Origin of the sequence: Pseudomonas sp. MWU12-2037 (assembly GCF_023242345.1) — a bacterium.
GTDB classification, from domain to species: domain Bacteria; phylum Pseudomonadota; class Gammaproteobacteria; order Pseudomonadales; family Pseudomonadaceae; genus Aquipseudomonas; species Aquipseudomonas gingeri_D.
Genome location: NZ_JALLIZ010000001.1, coordinates 152,049 through 169,813 on the forward strand (window position 1 = coordinate 152,049; position 17,765 = coordinate 169,813).

Annotated in this window: 14 protein-coding genes; 13 read left to right on the top strand and 1 reads right to left on the bottom strand. The window is 51.9% G+C overall.

Features of this window, described 5'->3' with window-relative positions; translation table 11 throughout:
* Window positions 1-297: 297 nt before the first annotated feature.
* The 12 genes from M5B42_RS00710 (at window position 298) to M5B42_RS00765 (ending at window position 15,917) form a co-directional block, all read left to right on the top strand.
* A complete protein-coding gene (locus M5B42_RS00710) occupies window positions 298-1,740 on the top strand; it encodes a mannose-1-phosphate guanylyltransferase/mannose-6-phosphate isomerase (protein ID WP_248744740.1) in 1,443 nt (480 codons plus the stop codon).
* A gap of 124 nt (window positions 1,741-1,864) precedes the next feature.
* Window positions 1,865-3,232, top strand: a complete 1,368-nt coding sequence (locus M5B42_RS00715) for a phosphomannomutase (protein ID WP_248744741.1) — start codon at window positions 1,865-1,867, stop codon at window positions 3,230-3,232.
* Window positions 3,229-4,026 carry an ABC transporter permease gene (locus M5B42_RS00720; protein ID WP_248744742.1) on the top strand — a complete coding sequence of 266 codons (798 nt, stop codon included), beginning with the start codon at window positions 3,229-3,231 and terminating at the stop codon, window positions 4,024-4,026. Before M5B42_RS00715 ends, M5B42_RS00720 begins: the two co-directional genes overlap by 4 nt.
* Window positions 4,026-5,258 (top strand): ABC transporter ATP-binding protein, encoded by a 1,233-nt coding sequence (locus M5B42_RS00725; protein ID WP_248744743.1) that lies wholly within the window; start codon window positions 4,026-4,028, stop codon window positions 5,256-5,258. Before M5B42_RS00720 ends, M5B42_RS00725 begins: the two co-directional genes overlap by 1 nt.
* Complete coding sequence (locus M5B42_RS00730; RefSeq protein ID WP_248744744.1) at window positions 5,255-6,187, top strand: class I SAM-dependent methyltransferase; 933 nt, start codon at window positions 5,255-5,257, stop codon at window positions 6,185-6,187. Before M5B42_RS00725 ends, M5B42_RS00730 begins: the two co-directional genes overlap by 4 nt.
* Complete coding sequence (locus M5B42_RS00735; protein ID WP_248744745.1) at window positions 6,187-7,344, top strand: FkbM family methyltransferase; 1,158 nt, start codon at window positions 6,187-6,189, stop codon at window positions 7,342-7,344. Before M5B42_RS00730 ends, M5B42_RS00735 begins: the two co-directional genes overlap by 1 nt.
* Complete coding sequence (locus tag M5B42_RS00740; RefSeq protein ID WP_248744746.1) at window positions 7,344-10,334, top strand: glycosyltransferase; 2,991 nt, start codon at window positions 7,344-7,346, stop codon at window positions 10,332-10,334. The genes M5B42_RS00735 and M5B42_RS00740 overlap by 1 nt, the downstream gene beginning before the upstream one ends.
* 231 nt (window positions 10,335-10,565) lie before the next feature.
* Window positions 10,566-11,597, top strand: coding sequence for a GDP-mannose 4,6-dehydratase (gene gmd / locus M5B42_RS00745; protein WP_248744747.1), 1,032 nt, complete (start codon window positions 10,566-10,568; stop codon window positions 11,595-11,597).
* On the top strand, window positions 11,597-12,493 hold the full coding sequence (locus M5B42_RS00750) for a GDP-mannose 4,6-dehydratase (RefSeq protein WP_248744748.1): 897 nt from the start codon (window positions 11,597-11,599) through the stop codon (window positions 12,491-12,493). Before gmd ends, M5B42_RS00750 begins: the two co-directional genes overlap by 1 nt.
* Window positions 12,494-13,636, top strand: coding sequence for a glycosyltransferase family 1 protein (locus M5B42_RS00755; protein WP_248744749.1), 1,143 nt, complete (start codon window positions 12,494-12,496; stop codon window positions 13,634-13,636).
* A complete protein-coding gene (locus tag M5B42_RS00760) occupies window positions 13,636-14,745 on the top strand; it encodes a glycosyltransferase family 4 protein (RefSeq protein WP_283099647.1) in 1,110 nt (369 codons plus the stop codon). Before M5B42_RS00755 ends, M5B42_RS00760 begins: the two co-directional genes overlap by 1 nt.
* 50 nt (window positions 14,746-14,795) lie before the next feature.
* Window positions 14,796-15,917 (top strand): acyltransferase, encoded by a 1,122-nt coding sequence (locus M5B42_RS00765; RefSeq protein ID WP_248744750.1) that lies wholly within the window; start codon window positions 14,796-14,798, stop codon window positions 15,915-15,917.
* A 101-nt stretch (window positions 15,918-16,018) separates the two neighbouring features.
* Here the strand turns inward: M5B42_RS00765 and M5B42_RS00770 are convergent, their stop codons facing one another.
* A complete protein-coding gene (locus M5B42_RS00770; RefSeq protein ID WP_248744751.1) occupies window positions 16,019-16,993 on the bottom strand; it encodes an acyltransferase in 975 nt (324 codons plus the stop codon).
* A gap of 251 nt (window positions 16,994-17,244) precedes the next feature.
* Here M5B42_RS00770 and tnpB point away from each other — a divergent pair, with 251 nt between their 5' ends.
* Entirely contained in the window at window positions 17,245-17,487 is a 243-nt protein-coding gene (gene tnpB, locus M5B42_RS00775; protein ID WP_248744752.1) for an IS66 family insertion sequence element accessory protein TnpB, read from the top strand.
* The last annotated feature ends 278 nt before the right edge of the window (window positions 17,488-17,765 follow it).

Consider the following 17,765-nt stretch of genomic DNA (forward strand, 5'->3'; position numbering starts at 1 on the left):
CAATCGAGTATTAACCAATTAAAGATGATGCTTTTTTGATATTATTGGCGCCCCGTGTGTAGATACCGGCCATTGCGATCTCTTCGCATATGCTCTTGCTGCGCAAGCCTCGGTCAATACTTTCTGATATTCTTGTAGCCCGATTGGCGTTGGTGCGGTCCCATGAAATGACGGTAAAGCAGCATCTAAAATTTTTGCTCGGCTGAAACAACGGTTTTGTGCCATTTTCGTGCTGAAAAATACGACAGCAGCCAACTTGAATCTAACGCTTTCGAGTGGCAGTAAAGGATCTAAAAAATGGGATTGATCCCGGTAATTCTATCTGGTGGTGTGGGTAGCCGGTTGTGGCCTGCTTCCCGCGAGGCGCATCCAAAGCCTTTCATGACCCTGCCCGACGGGCAGAATCTGATTAAGAAAACCTTCCTGCGTGCGTCGAAGCTCGAAGGTGTGGTGGAAGTGCTTACCGTTACCAATCGCGAGCTTCTGTTTAAGACCGAAGATGAATACCGCACCATCAACACCAGTGGTCTGGCACAGGGCTATATTCTCGAGCCGTTTGGTCGCAACACTGCCGCGGCCGTCGCAGCTGCCGCCCTGCAGCTCAAGGCGGTCCATGGTGCCGAGGCGTACATGTTGGTGCTGGCTGCCGACCATTTGATCCAGGACGAAGCCGCTTTCGCCAGTGCTGTTGCAAAAGCCGTGAGCTTGGCTGCCCAAGGCTGGCTGGTGACCTTTGGCATTCAGCCGCAGTATCCAGAGACCGGTTTCGGTTACATCGAGGCCGCTAAAGGTACCGTGCTCGAGGGTGGCCTGCAGGTCGAGCGTTTTGTTGAAAAGCCAGATCTGAAAACTGCCGAGTCCTATGTTGCTGCCGGTAACTACTTCTGGAACTCGGGAATGTTCTGCTTCCGCGTCGGCACCGTGCTCGAAGAGCTGGAAAAGCACGCCCCCGACGTGGTGGCTGCCGTTGCCCGTACCTTGGAGCAATCGCGCCGTACCACCGCCACCGGTTATAGCTGCCTGGCGCTGGACGCCGACACTTTCGCCAACGTGCCCGATATCTCCATCGATTACGCGCTGATGGAGCGCTCGACCAAGGTCGCCACCATCCCGTGCGACATCGGTTGGAGCGACATCGGTTCCTGGAACGCCGTGAGCGACCTCACTGCGCCTGACGAGCAGGGCAATCGTTTCGAAGGCGAAGTGTTCTCCTACGATTCGCGCAACAACTACGTCAACAGTGAGGACCGCCTGACCGCCCTGGTTGGTGTCGAAGACCTGCTGGTAGTCGACACCCCGGACGCCGTGCTGATTGCTCACAAGGATCATGCTCAGGATGTGAAACACATCGTCGGTCAACTCAAGGCCAAGGGGCACCACCTGCACCTGCTGCACCGCACCGTGCACCGCCCCTGGGGTACCTACACCACCCTGGAAAACGGCGAGCGCTTCAAGATCAAGCGTATCGTGGTCAAGCCGGGTGCCTCGCTATCACTGCAGATGCACCACCACCGCAGCGAGCACTGGATTGTCGTCAGCGGTATGGCTGTGGTCATCAACGATAGCCAGGAGCTGATGCTCAACACCAACGAATCCACCTTCATTCGCGCGGGTCACAAGCACCGTCTGAAAAACCCGGGCGTGATCGATCTGGTGCTGATTGAAGTGCAGAGCGGTGATTATCTGGGTGAAGATGACATCGTGCGTTTCGAAGACAACTACGGTCGCGTCGACAAGTAACCACACTGAGCCCGTTGCGAGCCTTGCGTCAAGCCGGGCCGCGCGCCAGTGGCATCAGACCCTGGCGGTCCATTTTCGGCGTTGCCACCCCAGGGTGGCATTGCGCATTCAGTGAGTGAGCAGAATGTATCCTCCTATTGTGACCCAATGCTTCAAAGCCTATGACATCCGTGGCCAGGTCCCCGCTCAACTCAACGAAGACATTGCCTACCGCATAGGCCGTGCGCTCGTCGTCGAGTTGCAGGGGCAAATCTTTGTGGTCGGCCAGGACATGCGCCTGGAAAGCCCAGCCTTGGCAGTTGCACTGATGCGCGGCATCAGCGATGCCGGCGCCAGCGTGATCGATATCGGCCTGTGCGGCACCGAGGAAGTCTACTTCGCCACCAGTCACTACAAGGTCGACGGCGGCGTGATGATCACCGCCAGCCACAACCCCAAGGGTTATAACGGCATGAAGTTGGTGAAGGCCGAATCGCGCCCCATCAGCGGCGACACCGGCCTGGACGCTATTCGTCTGCGCGTCGAGCAGGGCGACTTGGGTGACGAAGCAGTCGTCAAAGGTGAAGTGCGTGAGGTCTTTGACAAGACTGCCTACATAGAACACCTGCTTACCTACGTAGATGTCAAGGCCCTCAAGCCCCTGAAGATCCTCGCTGACCCGGGCAATGGCGCCGCCGGTCCTGTGCTCAAGGCACTGGCCGCACGCTTGCCGCTACAATGGGTGTTCATCAACGAAGAGCTCGACGGCAACTTCCCCAACGGCGTACCCAACCCGCTGCTGCCGGAAAACCGCGAGCTGACCCGTCAGGCGCTATTGGCCAGCCAGTGTGACATGGGGCTGGCTTGGGACGGCGACTTCGACCGCTGCTTCTTCTTTGATGCCGACGGTCGCTTCATCGAGGGCTACTACTTGGTCGGTTTGCTGGCCGAGATGCTGCTCAAGCAACACCCCGGTAGCAAGATCATCCACGACCCGCGCTTGACCTGGAACACCATCGAGCAGGTCGAGCAGGCTGGCGGTATCGCCGTACAGAGCAAGACCGGGCATGCGTTCATCAAGGAGCGTATGCGCGAGGAAGATGCGGTGTATGGCGGCGAGATGAGTGCACACCATTATTTCCGGGATTTTGCGTATTGCGACAGTGGAATGATTCCTTGGTTGTTGGTGGCGGCGTTGATGTCGGGCACTGGCAAGCCGTTGTCCGAGCACGTTGATGAGCGCATCGCAGCGTTCCCTTGTACCGGTGAAATCAACTACAAGGTGGCCGATGTCGCCAAGACCATTGAAAAGGTGTTGGCTCACTACCAGGCTCAATTACCTGCCTTGGACAGGACTGACGGTATCAGCGTGGCTTTCGAGGATTGGCGCTTCAACCTGCGGGGCTCCAACACTGAACCATTGTTGCGCTTGAACGTTGAGTCCAATGGTAATAGCGAATTGATGTGGGTTCACCTAAAGGAAATTGAAGCATTGATTGGTGCGGCTCAATGATTAATCCGGCACTGAAGGCTCTATGGAATTATCGAGGTTTTATCCTGGGCAGCGTCAAGCGAGAGTTTCAGTCAAAATACACCAACTCGATGTTGGGTGTTGCCTGGACGGTGATCCAGCCGCTGACCATGATCTTCGTGTACACGGTGATTTTCTCGCAATTGATGCGGGCAAAATTGCCGGGTGTGGAAGGGGTCTTCGGCTACAGTATCTACCTCTGTGTCGGGGTCATCGGCTGGGGGTACTTCGCCGAGATCGTAGGTCGGGCTCAAAGCATCTTTATTGATAACGCGAATCTGATCAAAAAGTTGAGTTTTCCGCGTTTGTGTCTGCCAGTGACACTGGTGCTGAACGCATCCGTCAATTTTGGCATTATATTCTCGCTGTTCATCATCTTTATGCTGGTGACAGGAAATTTCCCAGGATGGGTTTTTTTCACCATTATTCCGGTCCTGTTGATCCAGGTTCTGTTTGCCATCGGCCTGGGGATCACCTTGGGCGTGCTGAACGTATTCTTTCGCGATGTTGGCCAGCTCTTTGGTGTGGTGCTGCAATTCTGGTTCTGGTTTACGCCGATTGTTTACCCACTCAATATCCTGCCTGCCTGGCTGCAGGGGGTGATGGCGCTCAACCCGATGGCTACGTTGATTGGCACCTATCAAGGCGTCATGGTTCACGGCTTAATGCCCGATTGGATTGCCCTTATTCCTATTGCGTTGCTCAGCCTGTTCATATGCTTTTTGGGGCTTCGTTTATTCAAAAAGCATTCAGGTGAGCTGGTGGATGAACTCTGATGGGCACGATTAATGTTAATGGCCTGGGCAAGGCTTACAAGCAGTATCCGAGCCGTGTCTCCCGACTTGCTGAGTGGGTCATCCCATGGAGCAAGCCACGTCATAAATTGAAATGGGTGCTGGAAGGGCTCACCTTTCATGTTCGTTCAGGTGAGGCGGTCGGAATCATTGGTGTCAACGGGGCAGGTAAAAGTACGTTGTTGAAAATGATCACTGGCACCACCCAGCCTACCGTCGGCAGCGTGGAGATCAGTGGCCGAGTGGCTGCATTGCTCGAATTGGGCATGGGTTTTCATCCGGACTTCACCGGTCGTCAGAACGCGATTATGGCTGGCCAGTTGCTAGGGCTTAGCGTGGCTGAGGTCAACGAGCTGATGCCTGAAATTGAAGCGTTCGCCGAAATTGGTGATTACCTCGAGCAGCCGGTGCGGCTCTATTCCAGTGGAATGCAAATGCGCTTGGCCTTCAGCGTCGCGACTGCGCGTCGGCCTGACGTCTTGATTGTCGACGAGGCACTGTCGGTGGGCGATGCGTATTTTCAGCACAAGAGCTTTGAACGAATTCGCGAGTACCGCAAGGCGGGGACAACCTTGCTGATTGTTTCGCACGACAAAGCGGCGATTCAGTCCGTTTGTGATCGTGCCATCCTACTCAAAAGCGGCAAGCTAGCGATGGAAGGAAAACCTGAAGAAGTGATGGATTATTACAATGCGATCCTAGCCGAAAGAGAAAACCAGACGGTACACCAGTTGGTGGCCGAAGAAGGGCGAGTTCAGACGGTGTCGGGTTCCGGCGAAGCATCCATCCTGGATGTCAGTGTCCTCGATGAGCATGGCGACTCCTTGAAGGTCGTTGAGGTCGGTGCATCGGTCACGTTGCGTGTTCGAGCAAAAGTCAACCAGGGCATCGACAAGATGGTACTTGGTTTCATGATCAAGGATCGCTTGGGGCAACCCGTTTTCGGTACTAATACGCACCACATGCGGCAGACCTTGAGTGACTTGCGCGCCGGTGAATGTGTAGATTTCAGATTTGCTTTTAACGCAAACTTGGGTCCAGGCAGTTACTCAGTTGCTGTTGCATTGACAGGGTCTGAAAATCACCTTTCTGAAAACTATGAGTGGCGCGATCTGGCGTTGGTTTTCGAGATGTTGAACGTCAATTGTGATGTGTTCACTGGCAGCCTGTGGCTGAATCCAGTTGTCACTATTGAGAAAGAAATGGTTGAATGATGATCATCAGAATAGTCAACAAACTTTTATCCGCTTTTGACGTGGCCGTTACGCGTAGGTCAAGTTTGACTCGACTGTCGCAAGCGGCACTACATGTTCCTGCTCAAACTGATGCGAATACATCGGCTCAAAACGCCATTGTGGATCACTTGGCGGCCTTTCACCAAGACACTGTCCGAGGGCGGATTGCAAGCCAATGGAGAGTTATCGATCATGTCGAAAGGTTGTTGCCTTCTCCTTTGACCTTGGCGTGCGAGCTTTGTGGCGCGGTACACGCTACGTCGGCGTACAAGGCCATGGAGTCGCACTGTGTATTCGGAGGAGGGCGACTGCTTCGTCACCAGTGTCCGGATTGTGATGCTGTTTTCGGTCCGTCTAAAATGATGGTGTTGAGCGCTGCGGAACTCTCACAAGACTATGCCGTTCACTATAGCGTCTATCAGGAAGGTGACTCGACTGACTTGGAGGTTCGTACCTTCCACGCACTTAACCCAAACAAAGAAGGGGTTTATCTGAACTACGGTGCAGGCGGATGGTCGAAATCTGTTCAGCTATTACGTGAGCAGGGGTGGAACGTGATGGCCTATGAGCCACATCACTCTGGTGCGACAGCCAATGAACCGTATGTCATTTCCAGTGAGCGTGATCTTGATGCCATCGAATTTGACGGCATTTTCTCCAATAATGTATTGGAGCACTTTCGTCATCCGTTGACCGAAATGCGCTCGATGGCCAAACACCTCAAGCCAGGAGGGAAGATGTCTCACACTACTCCTTGCTTCGAGTACCGCTACGAATTTACCCGTTTTCATTTGTTTTTCTACCTTGGGCGTTCCCGTCAAGTGCTCGCCGAGCAAGCAGGGTTACTAATTGATTCGTATACGCAAGATGGCGAATTTATTAATTATATTTACTCGGTAAAGCACTGATGAGTTTTGTTTCCTACGCTCAAAATTTTGAAGACGTCATGTTGTGGAGGGCTTTGAGTCACGTCGGTAAAGGTTTCTACATCGACATCGGAGCCCAGGACCCGGTTAGCGACTCTGTCAGCCTGGCGTTCTATGAGCATGATTGGCGTGGTGTGCATGTTGAACCAACCGAGCAGTACTCCACGAAGCTGAAGCTCGCTCGGCCTGATGAAGTGATCGAACAGGTCGCTATCGGTTCGGGTGCGCAAACGCTAGAGTTTTATGAGTTCTCGGATACAGGTCTTTCGACGTCCGATGACTCAATCGCCAAGCTACATATTGAATCGGGATATAAGGCTATTCGCCGTGTGGTCCCTGTTATGCCACTCGATGCCTTGTTGGAAAAATATCGGGACCGTGACGTCAACTGGATGAAAATCGATGTTGAGGGCCTTGAGAAAAACGTTATCGAAAGCTGGGTCGAATCGGCAATTCGCCCCTGGATTTTGGTCATCGAGAGTACATTGCCGTTAAGTCAAGAGCAGAGTCATGGTGACTGGGAGCACTTGATTCTGGCGAAGGGTTATCGCTTTGCTTACTTCGATGGACTTAACCGTTTTTATGTACATGAATCGCACCCCGAACTGTTTGAGTCGTTTAACCGGCCTCCCAATGTTTTTGACCGTTTTGTGCTGGGCGGCAAAGCTTCGCACTCCTTTTATCAACTCATTCAAAATCACGTCTCCCAAGCAGAGGCAGAGACTAGACGTCAGGAGTTGTTGCGAGCGTCGCTAGAAGATCAATTGGCTGCTTTGTACGCGAGCACTTCCTGGCGCTTGACACGGCCGTTGCGTTGGCTGGTCTTTCAAAGCCGTTTGGCCAAAGAGCTGGGTTTTACGGTTCGTTTGAAAACTTTCGTGAAAAAAATCCTGAAATTCTCGCTTTGCAAAACAAGCCTGTTTTTTGTGGCGCGACCTCAATTGCGAGCACGGTGCATCAGTGTGCTGAGGAGTGCGAGGCTTTACGATGTCGCCCGTAAGTTATTCAATCGTCTTGCCAAAAGCGCTGCTGCCAAGCGGGCCATAGCACCACTAAGTGAACAGCACCTTACCGGCCGCGGACGTGATCTGTACCTACGGCTCAAAAAGGCTGCCGAACAACGTGGTGGACGCCAATAATGCGTATAGTAATCGATCTGCAAGGTGCTCAATCCACTGGCTCGCGTAACCGCGGTATTGGTCGCTATGCGCTGTCCTTGGCCCAAGGTATTGCGCGTAATAGCGCCGATCATGAAATTCTACTCGCCTTGAACGGAGCATTTCCTGAGTCCGTGGACAGCCTTCGCAATATCTTCCAGGGTTTGATCCCTCAGGAAAATATAGTCGTCTGGCATACCCCGGAGGCTGTTAGTCATATCGATGCAGGAAATGCCTGGCGGCGTGATGCTGCGGAACGGGTTCGCGAGTCTTTCCTGGCTTCGCTTGAGCCAGATGTCGTGCTGGTGAGCAGCCTTTTCGAAGGTGTTGAAGATGACTCTGTCACCAGTATCGGGTGCTTTACCAACAGGCTGCCGACTGCGGTGGTTCTGTACGACCTGATCCCGCTCATCAATCGCGACATTTACTTGAAGAACCCGCTCATCTCGAAGTGGTATGACAGTAAAGTCCGCTATCTGAAGTCAGCTGATCTGCTGTTGGCCATCTCGGAGTCTTCTCGTCAGGAAGCCATCCGGTACTTGGGGGTCGATGCTCTCCATGCAGTGAATATCTCGACCGCAGCAGATGCTCACTTCAAAGTGCAATCGTACAGCGATACGCAAAAAACTGAGGTGCTCACACGCTTCGGATTGAATCGTGCATATGTGATGTACACGGGGGGTATTGACCACCGCAAGAATATCGAAGGTCTGATCCGCTCTTATGCATTGCTGCCCGCCAGTGTCCGCGAACTGCATCAACTGGCGGTCGTCTGCTCGGTAAGGCCGGATGATCGCGTGCGTCTGGAAGCCCTGGCCAAGGAACACGGGCTTGATCACGACGAGTTCGTCATGACCGGGTTTGTGTCGGAAAACGATCTGCTTGCATTGTATAACTTGTGCCAGGCTTTCGTCTTTCCTTCCTGGCACGAAGGCTTTGGACTCCCAGCATTGGAGGCTATGTCCTGCGGTCGTGCGGTGATCGCGGCAAATACATCCAGTCTGCCGGAAGTGATCAACAATGAGCGGGCAATGTTTGATCCTCTGGATGACGCGTCGATCACACAAAAACTACGTGAAGTTTTGATGGATGATGCGTTCCGTCGCGAGTTGGAGCTGCATGGTCTTGAGCAGGCCAAGCAATTCTCTTGGGACATTACTGCTCAGCGCACCATTGCTGCACTGGAAGCTTTTCATCAGGAACGCTCATTGTCAGTTGCCCCTGTTGAACCCCGTCAGGGCCTTCCGCGTCTGGCGTATGTGTCACCGTTGCCAGCGGAGCGCAGTGGTATCAGTGACTACAGCGCCGAGCTGTTGCCCGAGCTGATGCGTTACTTCAATGTTGATCTGGTCGTAAAACAGAGCGTGGTCGAGCCGGCTTGGATAAACGAAAAGTGCCAAATTCGCTCAGTCGAATGGTTTGTCGATAACGCGGCGTCTTTTGACCATGTGCTCTACCATTTTGGCAACTCGACATTTCACGAACACATGTTCGAGCTTGTGAACGTCATTCCAGGTGTCGTGGTATTGCACGACTTTTTCCTTTCGGGCATTCTCGCGCACATGGAATTGAATACTCCGGCTCCAGGTGTCTGGACCGATGCACTCTATGAGAGCCATGGTTATTCGGCTGTCATTGACCGCTTCCATACAAAAGAGTTGGTTGACACTATCTGGAAGTATCCAGTAAACCTAGCCGTCCTGAAAGCGGCGCAGGGAGTGATTATCCACTCTGAAAACTCACGAAAACTTGCGGCTCAATGGTATGGCTCGCAGGCAGGGAGAGATTGGGTCAATATTCCGTTGTTGAGAGTTCCTGCAGAGTTACCTTCTGAAGGGAATGAAAACATCCGCAGTAAGTTGACGCTCAAGGCTGAAGATTTTGTCGTCTGTAGTTTTGGCTTGCTGGGCCCGAGTAAATTGAATCACAGGCTTCTGGACGCTTGGTTGAGCTCGCCGATGGCCAATGATGCAGCCTGTGTTCTGGTGTTTGTCGGGCAAAACGATCCAGGTAGCTACGGCGACCAGCTCCAGCAGCGTATCAACCAGGCCGGTGTGGCTTCGCGCATTATGATCACCGGGTGGGCCTCCAGCAAAACATTCTGTGATTATCTCTCCGTGGCCGACGTCGGTGTCCAACTGCGTACCCATTCGAGAGGTGAGACTTCTGCGGCAGTGCTCGATTGCATGAATTACGGCCTGGCAACCGTCGTCAATGCCAACGGTAGTATGGCAGACTTGGACGATGATGGGGTCGTCAAACTGCCGGATGAGTTTACCGATGCTCAATTGATCGCTGCGCTCAATCAGCTCTGGACTGACGTTCAGGCGCGCAAGGTAATAGGCGCGCGTGCGCAGGCAATTGTTCACGGCAATCATGCTCCAAGCGCTTGTGCTGCCCAGTACAAGACGGCTATCGAAGATTTCGCTGCACGCAGCAAAGCGGGTGTGTCAGAGTTGATTCTTGCTGTCGGCACGCTCCCTGTGACGCCCGAATTGTCTGTTACCGACGAAGACCTCATGGCTGTTGCGGATGCGATCGATCGTTCTTTGCCGGCAGCACTGGAGCGCTCACAATTATTGTTCGATGTGACACCATTCATCGATGGGCAAATGCCACGAGACAAAGCAGGAGCGTTGATTGGTGACTGGTTGGCGCGTGTTCCTGCCGGTGTGCGATTTGAGCCGGTGTTCGCCGATCGCGAGGAACAGGTCTATCGCTATGCGAGAGCATTTACTCTATCGATTCTAGGCTGCCCTTCGGATGTATTACATGATGAGAAGGTTTCTTATCGAATGGGTGATCGGCTGATCATGTTGGAAGGTGGATCCGCACATCGTGACTCAATGCAGGAAGGGTTGGAGGCGTTGCGCCATCAAGGCGTTGGCTTTTTCTCTGTAAATAGTGAACAAGATAGTTACGAACAAGGCACGATTTTTACCGAGCTGCTTGCGCGCGCCGATTTAAATTAGTCCTAAGGCTTCGCCTGATCATGCCGACATGATGTGTGTCGACATGATCGGGAAAATTTGCAAGGTCGGTTGAAGCAGTACCAGTGGCATATTAGCTGGCCTCTGCGCTGTCGTCATGAATGGCAGCAGTCTGTATGATCTGCACTACGCTAAATGCCTAGGCATGCATCTGGGGCTCAGGTATGGGCTCCTCGTTTTTGAAAATATTTGTATGGGGTTCAGAGGATTCGAATGAAAGCTATCGTTACCGGCATTACTGGTCAGGACGGCGCCTACCTGGCGGAGCTGTTGCTGGAAAAGGGTTACACTGTGTATGGCACCTACCGCCGTACCAGCTCTGTCAATTTCTGGCGCATTGAGGAGCTGGGCATTCACCAGCACCCTAATCTGCATCTGGTTGAATACGACCTGACCGACCTGTCTGCCAGTATTCGTCTGCTTCAGACTACTGAAGCCACCGAGGTCTACAACCTAGCGGCGCAGAGTTTCGTGGGCGTCTCCTTCGAGCAGCCATTGACCACTGCTGAAATCACCGGTCTGGGTGCGGTCAACCTGCTGGAAGCCATTCGTATTGTTAACCCGAAGGTTCGCTTCTACCAAGCCTCGACTTCCGAAATGTTCGGCAAAGTCCAGGCTATTCCGCAAGTTGAAAGTACACCTTTCTACCCTCGCAGCCCTTACGGTGTGGCCAAGCTGTACGCCCACTGGATGACTATCAACTACCGTGAGTCGTACGGTATTTTTGCAACCAGCGGTATTCTGTTTAATCACGAATCACCACTGCGCGGTCGGGAGTTTGTGACCCGAAAAATCACCGACTCCGTGGCCAAGATCAAGCTGGGCTTGCTGGAGGCAATGGAGCTGGGCAACCTGGATGCCAAACGTGACTGGGGCTTCGCCAAGGAATACGTAGAAGGCATGTGGCGCATGCTGCAAGCCAAGGAGCCGGACACCTTCGTCCTGGCCACAAACCGCACCGAAACTGTCCGCGACTTCGTGTCGATGGCGTTCAAGGCAGTGGACATCGCCATCAACTGGACCGGTGAGGCTGAAGCAGAGCAGGGCACTGATGCGGACACCGGTAAAGTGCTGGTGAGTATCAATCCCAAGTTCTACCGTCCTACTGAAGTCGAGTTGTTGATCGGCAACCCGGCCAAAGCAAAGGAAATACTTGGTTGGGAGTCCAAGGTCAATCTCGAAGAGCTGTGCCGCATGATGGTTGAGGCGGATCTTCGTCGCAATGCACAAGGATTTTCGTTCTGATGACCACTGCTGGCAAGCGTGCACTGATAACAGGTATTCAGGGGTTCACCGGGCGTTACATGGCTGCTGAACTCAAAGCTTACGGTTACGAGGTCAGCGGGTTGGGCAGTCAGCCCTCCGATGAAGCTGGATACCATCAGATCGATCTGGCTGATGGGCTAGGTCTACACGCTTTGCTGGCAACGCTTCAGCCGGACTTCGTAGTGCATCTTGCTGCGTTGGCATTTGTTGGGCATGGTACGCCGGAGGCGTTTTATCAGGTCAATCTGATAGGCACCCGGAACCTGCTCGACGCCATCGCCAATTGCGGCAAAACACCGAGTTGCGTTCTGCTGGCCAGTAGCGCCAATGTGTACGGCAATACCTCATCCGGTTTGCTGGATGAAACCACTGTCCCGGCCCCGGCTAATGATTATGCAGTCAGCAAGTTGGCCATGGAGTACATGGCTAACTTATGGCGCGATCGATTGCCTCTGGTCATTGCTCGCCCCTTCAATTACACCGGTGTCGGTCAGGCAGAAAATTTCCTATTACCCAAGATTGTTTCTCACTTCCGCCGTAAGGCCGAGAGAATCGAGCTGGGTAACCTTGATGTGTGGCGCGATTTCAGCGACGTACGAGCGCTGGTCAAAGCCTATCGTGGGCTTTTGGAAGCCAAGCCCATTGGCCACACAGTCAATGTCAGCTCTGGCAATGTCCACTCGTTGCGCGAAGTCATTGCCATGTGCGAGAGGTTGTCGGGTCGAAAGATCGTAGTTGAGGTTAATCCGGCGTTTGTGCGGGAAAACGAGGTGAAGACCTTGTGTGGCGACAATAGCCGCCTCAAGTCACTGGTGGCAGGGTGGCAAGCCCCCCCACTCGAAGAAACCTTGAACTGGATGTTGGCGGCCGAATAAATGAAGTTAGTGTTATCCGTAGAGCCGGTCCGTTTTCCACTGACCGGCATAGGTCGTTATACCTACGAACTAGCCTTGAGACTACAGACAAGCAAGGAGATTACGGATCTCCAGTTTTTTGCAGGTCGCCGCTTTTTACCCCGTCTGCCTACCGCCTCTGATGCCTCCGGCGGCGGATACGGTTTGAAGAGAACTGTCCAGAAGAATTTTTTGGCGGTGGAGGCATATCGGTTGCTGATGCCGATCCTTCGAGCACAGGCGCTGAAAAAGTACTCGGACTTTCTGTACCACAGTCCAAACTATTATCTCCCTCCATTTGGCGGGAAGAGGGTTGCAACGTTCCACGACCTTTCTCCGTTTACCTGGGCCCATTGTCACGCCCCGCAGTTAGTTCGCTATCTGCAAAAAGAGTTGAAGAAGACCCTGGAACGGGCTGATGCGCTGATTACTGACTCAGAGTACATCCGTCGAGAATTGGCCGAGTATTTCTCATGGCCAATCGAGCGTATCCATACCGTTCCGCTGGCCAGCTCCGAAGAGTTCCATCCGCGCGATTACGAAATGCTGCAGATCTCGCTCGCCAAGCACGGCCTTGTGCCCGGGGAATACAGTCTTTTTGTCGGTACGATCGAGCCTCGCAAGAACATTGAAACCTTGCTGAGCGCCTATGCGCGACTGCCGTTGGCTTTGAGAGCCCGTTGGCCATTAGTCCTCACCGGTTACCACGGCTGGCGCAATGATGAGATTCACCTGCGTCTGGAGACGGCACGACGAGAGGGTTGGGCACGCTACCTGGGCTTTGTGCCGAGCGAAGATCTACCTCTGTTGTTTGCCGGAGCGCGGTTGTTCACGTTCCCATCGTTGTATGAGGGGTTCGGCCTGCCGGTGTTGGAAGCCATGAGTTCTGGTGTGCCGGTGGTGTGCTCCAACAGTTCTTCGTTGCCTGAGGTTGCCGGCAATGCCGCGCTGATGTGCGAGGCTCTGGATGTCGAAAAACTGACCGAGCTCCTGCAGAAAGGCCTCGAGGATGAGGCCTGGCGTGCTCAGGCCATTACTGAGGGGCTGCTGCACTGTTCGGCATTTACCTGGCAGCGCTGTGCCGACGAAACGCTGCAGGTGTACCAGAAAGTTATGGAAAGTTGATGATCAAGGTTCTGCATTTTTTCAAGACGTACTACCCGGAAACCATGGGCGGTATCGAGCAGGTGATTTTCCAACTGGCCGAAGGTTCGGCCAGGTATGGAATTCAGGCTGAAGTTCTTTCCTTGAGCTCTCGTGGCGCAGCTCGTAACGAGACCGTGGGTACCCATGTGGCCCACCGCTCCAAGCTTGATTTGCATGTGGCCTCGACCGGTTTTTCGTTTTCGGCGTTCGGGGATTTCGCGGAGCTGGCTAAGGGCGCGGATATCATCCATTTCCATTTCCCGTGGCCTTATATGGATTTGGTCCATTTTGCCACGCGCTTGCGTAAGCCCACCGTTGTCAGCTACCACTCGGATATCGTCAAGCAGAAGACCCTGCTCAAGCTCTACAAACCGCTAATGTACCGCTTCCTCTCCAGCGTTGATTGTATTGTCGCGTCCTCGCCAAACTATGCACAGAGCAGCAGGGTGCTGACAGGCTTCAAGGAAAAGGTCAGCATCGTTCCCTATGGTCTGGATCGGGCAACCTATCCAGAACCCTCGGTTGAAAAGCTTGAGGAATGGAAAAAACAGGTGGGCGAGAAGTTTTTCCTATTTGTAGGTGCACTGCGTTATTACAAGGGCATTCACTTTCTACTGGCGGCGGCAGAGAAGACGCGTCTTCCTGTGGTCATTGTCGGTGGTGGAATGCTGGAAGAGGAGCTGAAAGCCAAAGCTCAAGCCTCTGCTCTGGATAATGTGTATTTCGTTGGCAAGTTGCCGGATGTTGATAAAGCCGCCTTGCTCAATCTTTGCTATGCATTGGTTTTTCCTTCCCACTTGCGTTCTGAGTCGTTTGGCATCTCTTTGCTGGAGGGGGCGATGTACGGGAAACCGATGATTTCCTGTGAGATTGGCTCTGGCATGTCTTATATTAATATTGCTGGCGAGACGGGGTTGGTGGTGCCTCCTGCGGATGTAGATGCGTTGGCGTCGGCGATGCAAACGCTTTGGGATCAGCCTGAGAGGGCCGCGCAGATGGGGCGAAATGCTGCCGGGCGGTTTGAAAAGGTGTTTACGGCGGATGTGATGGTCGCTACTTATGCCGAGATCTACCGTCGATTGATTTAAATAGTGGATCAGTTCCGCGTTAGCGCGGGTTTAGCTCACCATGAGGATTGATGATTCTGTGGGGGGTGTTGCTTATTTATTGTGGGGGGGGTATGGAGGAGGGAAGGCATAATAGGGATGTCGACGTACTGCGCGGTTTAGCAATTGTGTTGGTTGTGTCCTATCACATGGCTGCCGTTTCTTATCTTCCTGAGTCAATTAAATTTCTCTTGGCGATATTTAACGGGTCTTTCGGTGTAGATCTTTTTTTTGTGATCAGCGGATTTTTGGTTAGTTCTTCGTTGGCGCGTGCGTTAAATGCAAGGATGCAAGGCATAACTTCAGTGCTGCGAGTGTACTTTGCTCGTCGTTGGTTTAGGACTATCTTGCCGGCTATTGTGTGGGTTGTAATATGGACGCTTCTATCTTTTGTGACGCCCTATTTTGGTATATTTTCCAATAACTTTCATCATGCTGTTTCAGCGGTGTTTCAGTGGGCCCACATTTTTCTTTATGTCGAGTGTGTGAAGGGCGACGGTTGTGGTTTGTTTGGGTACTACTGGTCTCTGTCTCTTGAAGAGTGGTTTTATCTTTTGCTTCCGTTGTTCTTTATAGTGATCAAAGGACGTGCTGTCTGTATTGTGATAAGTTTGTTGTTGGTGGCTCTTTTTTATTTGGCGTTTCAGGGGTGGCCATTGTGGGGGGTGTTTCGTATTGAGCCAATGTTGTGCGGTATTCTTGTTTATTATTTTCGTGTGCCGCTAATCCAGTGGATATCCAGTAGGTCGTATATAAAATTCTTTTGGTGTGTGGTGCCGGTGTTGCTTTTGGTCTGTATGTATGCGACGGCAAATTTTTTTGGTAAAGCATACGTGCTCATAGTGCTGAGCTGTGTTTTTTTGCTGGTCATATCATTGCCAGATAAGGGGTGTTTGATGCCTCAGCGTGCTGCCCGTCTATTCGAGAGTGCTGGAAAATTTTCATTTTCTATCTATTTAGTGCATGTGCCGTTGATATGGTTTGTGGGGCGTCTATATGAGGGGTACTCAGGTTGGATAGCGATATTTTTCTTTAATAGCCTTCTTTTTTTGTTGGTCTGGGGGCTGTCTGCTGCTTCTTTTCGTTGGTTAGAATTGCCGAGCCGGAATGTAGGATATTGGGTCAGTAGGAAGCTAGAGAGTCAGAAAAATTAAATTGCGTGTCAGCGTGAATATTGATTTTATTTATTTGTCTAAGCTTTTTTCCTCAAGAGCGGCTGCATTTGGAAAGTGCATCCAGATGCAACCGGGTAAAGCTAGAGGTTAGGTCGGCTTTTTTTGCGCAAGATATGCCTATAGCGTAGAATCGGCTTTTCAATAAAATAATAGGATGCTAGGCTTGCAATAAAGGAGCATGCAAGTAGGGCTGTTGCCAGTGACGGCGAATTATAGAGGTTGCTTGCGCCAAAACTATGAAATATATATATAAATATAAAATGGTTAAGAAATACTCCGTAGCTTATGTTTCCAAAGAATTCGTCAATTTTGTGGTAGCCAAACTTGGATAGGAAATAAATTGCCGGGATTCCAAAGATAATGCCTGCAGTCACTTCTGTGTTAGATGGCGCCTCCTTGACTGTGCCTACTTGTATGGCTATGAAAAGAATAAGCTGAACGGTCCATGCTGTAAAAATCAGAATTTTCCCCCATTTTTCGCTAAAAAATATATAGCTTCCGCAAAGGAATATGAAAAGCACTCCGGGCAATAATCGATAGCCGTATATATCTGTGTTTATAACTCCGGTGATTGCAGTGATTGCTATCATCAGAGATGCAGTAAACATGAATGTTCTCAGCTTCCAGATGAGTATAAATGGAATCGCAAGATAGAAAAAGGCTTCAAGGCCTAATGACCATGCAGGGGGTATGATATCTGTAGAGGTAATACCAAACATGTATAAGTCAAGCGGTAAAATTCCTAGACTAGGGATGATGTTGGCTGCGCTGATGCCTTCTGCAGTCGGCGAGTTTGGAAGCATTGTGCCGATGATGATGCAAGCAAGTAAAAAGTAAAATAAAAATTGAGGGTAAAGTCTTAGTGCTCTATCTAGATAAAAAGCGGGGACTCTATCTATCGTAGAATAGTTTTTCTTTATTAGAGAGGTCATCACGAGTCCGCTTATTATTAAGAATGAGATGACTGCAAATACACCGGGATTATGCCCTGCTATTGATATACCCATGTGAGAGATTGCTACCAGCATCGCCAGTAGTAGGCGGAAAGCACCCATGTGTTTAATTCCTAGTCTAGGTTTTAGCTGTTGTAATTGGCGTATTATGCCAATCGTACGTTGCAAAAGCGAAGGGATTTAATATTTATAAGTCGAGGGTAGGGTGGCCAACTGCCCGGTTATCAAATTTTTTGTAAGCGCTCCATGAGCCTCGCATTCAAAGCGCTTAGCGGTGACCCCGGATGCTGTGTTCCCAATTTCCCCTCTGGGCCCAGCTCGCCGTGATGTGACCCGACGTCAAAGTCGAAAAAGTGTATCTGTGCTCCAGGCCCGTCGACTTTCGAAAATCCATTGATGGCCTGGCTGCGCTGGTCGAGCTGGACATTAAGATAGCCGTGTTCGACCCGGTGCTTTTCGTCTTCCTAAATAAGCCGCGCAATCGCGTGAAAATTTTGTATTGGGCGCGCAGCGGCTTCTGCCTTTGGCACAAGCGCCTGGAGTCTGTGCGATTTAAAACATCGCCCGATATCAGGACGAAGGTAAGCGGTTCATAAATCCGACCTACCGAAAAAAAGCGTTCTATACGTGGCTACGTCATGTGCTGAAGCGGTTACCATGAGGGCTACGAAGCCTTACTGCCGTGGAACTGCTCGCCGGAAATGCCAAAGTAAATCGCTAACCCACCTTTGGGGAGTTGGATTCATGGACCGCACACAGAACATCCATACTTTTACGTCGAATGAAAAAAATGTGAGGACACATCGACTATTTTGTGGAGGTCGATGGTCGTTATGCGCTCCACTACCTGCCCGGATGTTGGTGGGTTGGATGT

What these genes read in the sequence shown, in the direction of transcription:
- M5B42_RS00710 (WP_248744740.1), top strand. Translation starts at nt 298, where the DNA reads ATGGGATTGATCCCGGTAATTCTATCTGGTGGTGTGGGTAGCCGGTTG.
- M5B42_RS00715 (WP_248744741.1), top strand. Translation starts at nt 1,865, where the DNA reads ATGTATCCTCCTATTGTGACCCAATGCTTCAAAGCCTATGACATCCGT.
- M5B42_RS00720 (WP_248744742.1), top strand. Translation starts at nt 3,229, where the DNA reads ATGATTAATCCGGCACTGAAGGCTCTATGGAATTATCGAGGTTTTATC.
- M5B42_RS00725 (WP_248744743.1), top strand. Translation starts at nt 4,026, where the DNA reads ATGGGCACGATTAATGTTAATGGCCTGGGCAAGGCTTACAAGCAGTAT.
- M5B42_RS00730 (WP_248744744.1), top strand. Translation starts at nt 5,255, where the DNA reads ATGATGATCATCAGAATAGTCAACAAACTTTTATCCGCTTTTGACGTG.
- M5B42_RS00735 (WP_248744745.1), top strand. Translation starts at nt 6,187, where the DNA reads ATGAGTTTTGTTTCCTACGCTCAAAATTTTGAAGACGTCATGTTGTGG.
- M5B42_RS00740 (WP_248744746.1), top strand. Translation starts at nt 7,344, where the DNA reads ATGCGTATAGTAATCGATCTGCAAGGTGCTCAATCCACTGGCTCGCGT.
- gmd (WP_248744747.1), top strand. Translation starts at nt 10,566, where the DNA reads ATGAAAGCTATCGTTACCGGCATTACTGGTCAGGACGGCGCCTACCTG.
- M5B42_RS00750 (WP_248744748.1), top strand. Translation starts at nt 11,597, where the DNA reads ATGACCACTGCTGGCAAGCGTGCACTGATAACAGGTATTCAGGGGTTC.
- M5B42_RS00755 (WP_248744749.1), top strand. Translation starts at nt 12,494, where the DNA reads ATGAAGTTAGTGTTATCCGTAGAGCCGGTCCGTTTTCCACTGACCGGC.
- M5B42_RS00760 (WP_283099647.1), top strand. Translation starts at nt 13,636, where the DNA reads ATGATCAAGGTTCTGCATTTTTTCAAGACGTACTACCCGGAAACCATG.
- M5B42_RS00765 (WP_248744750.1), top strand. Translation starts at nt 14,796, where the DNA reads ATGATTCTGTGGGGGGTGTTGCTTATTTATTGTGGGGGGGGTATGGAG.
- M5B42_RS00770 (WP_248744751.1), bottom strand. Translation starts at nt 16,993, where the DNA reads ATGGGTGCTTTCCGCCTACTACTGGCGATGCTGGTAGCAATCTCTCAC.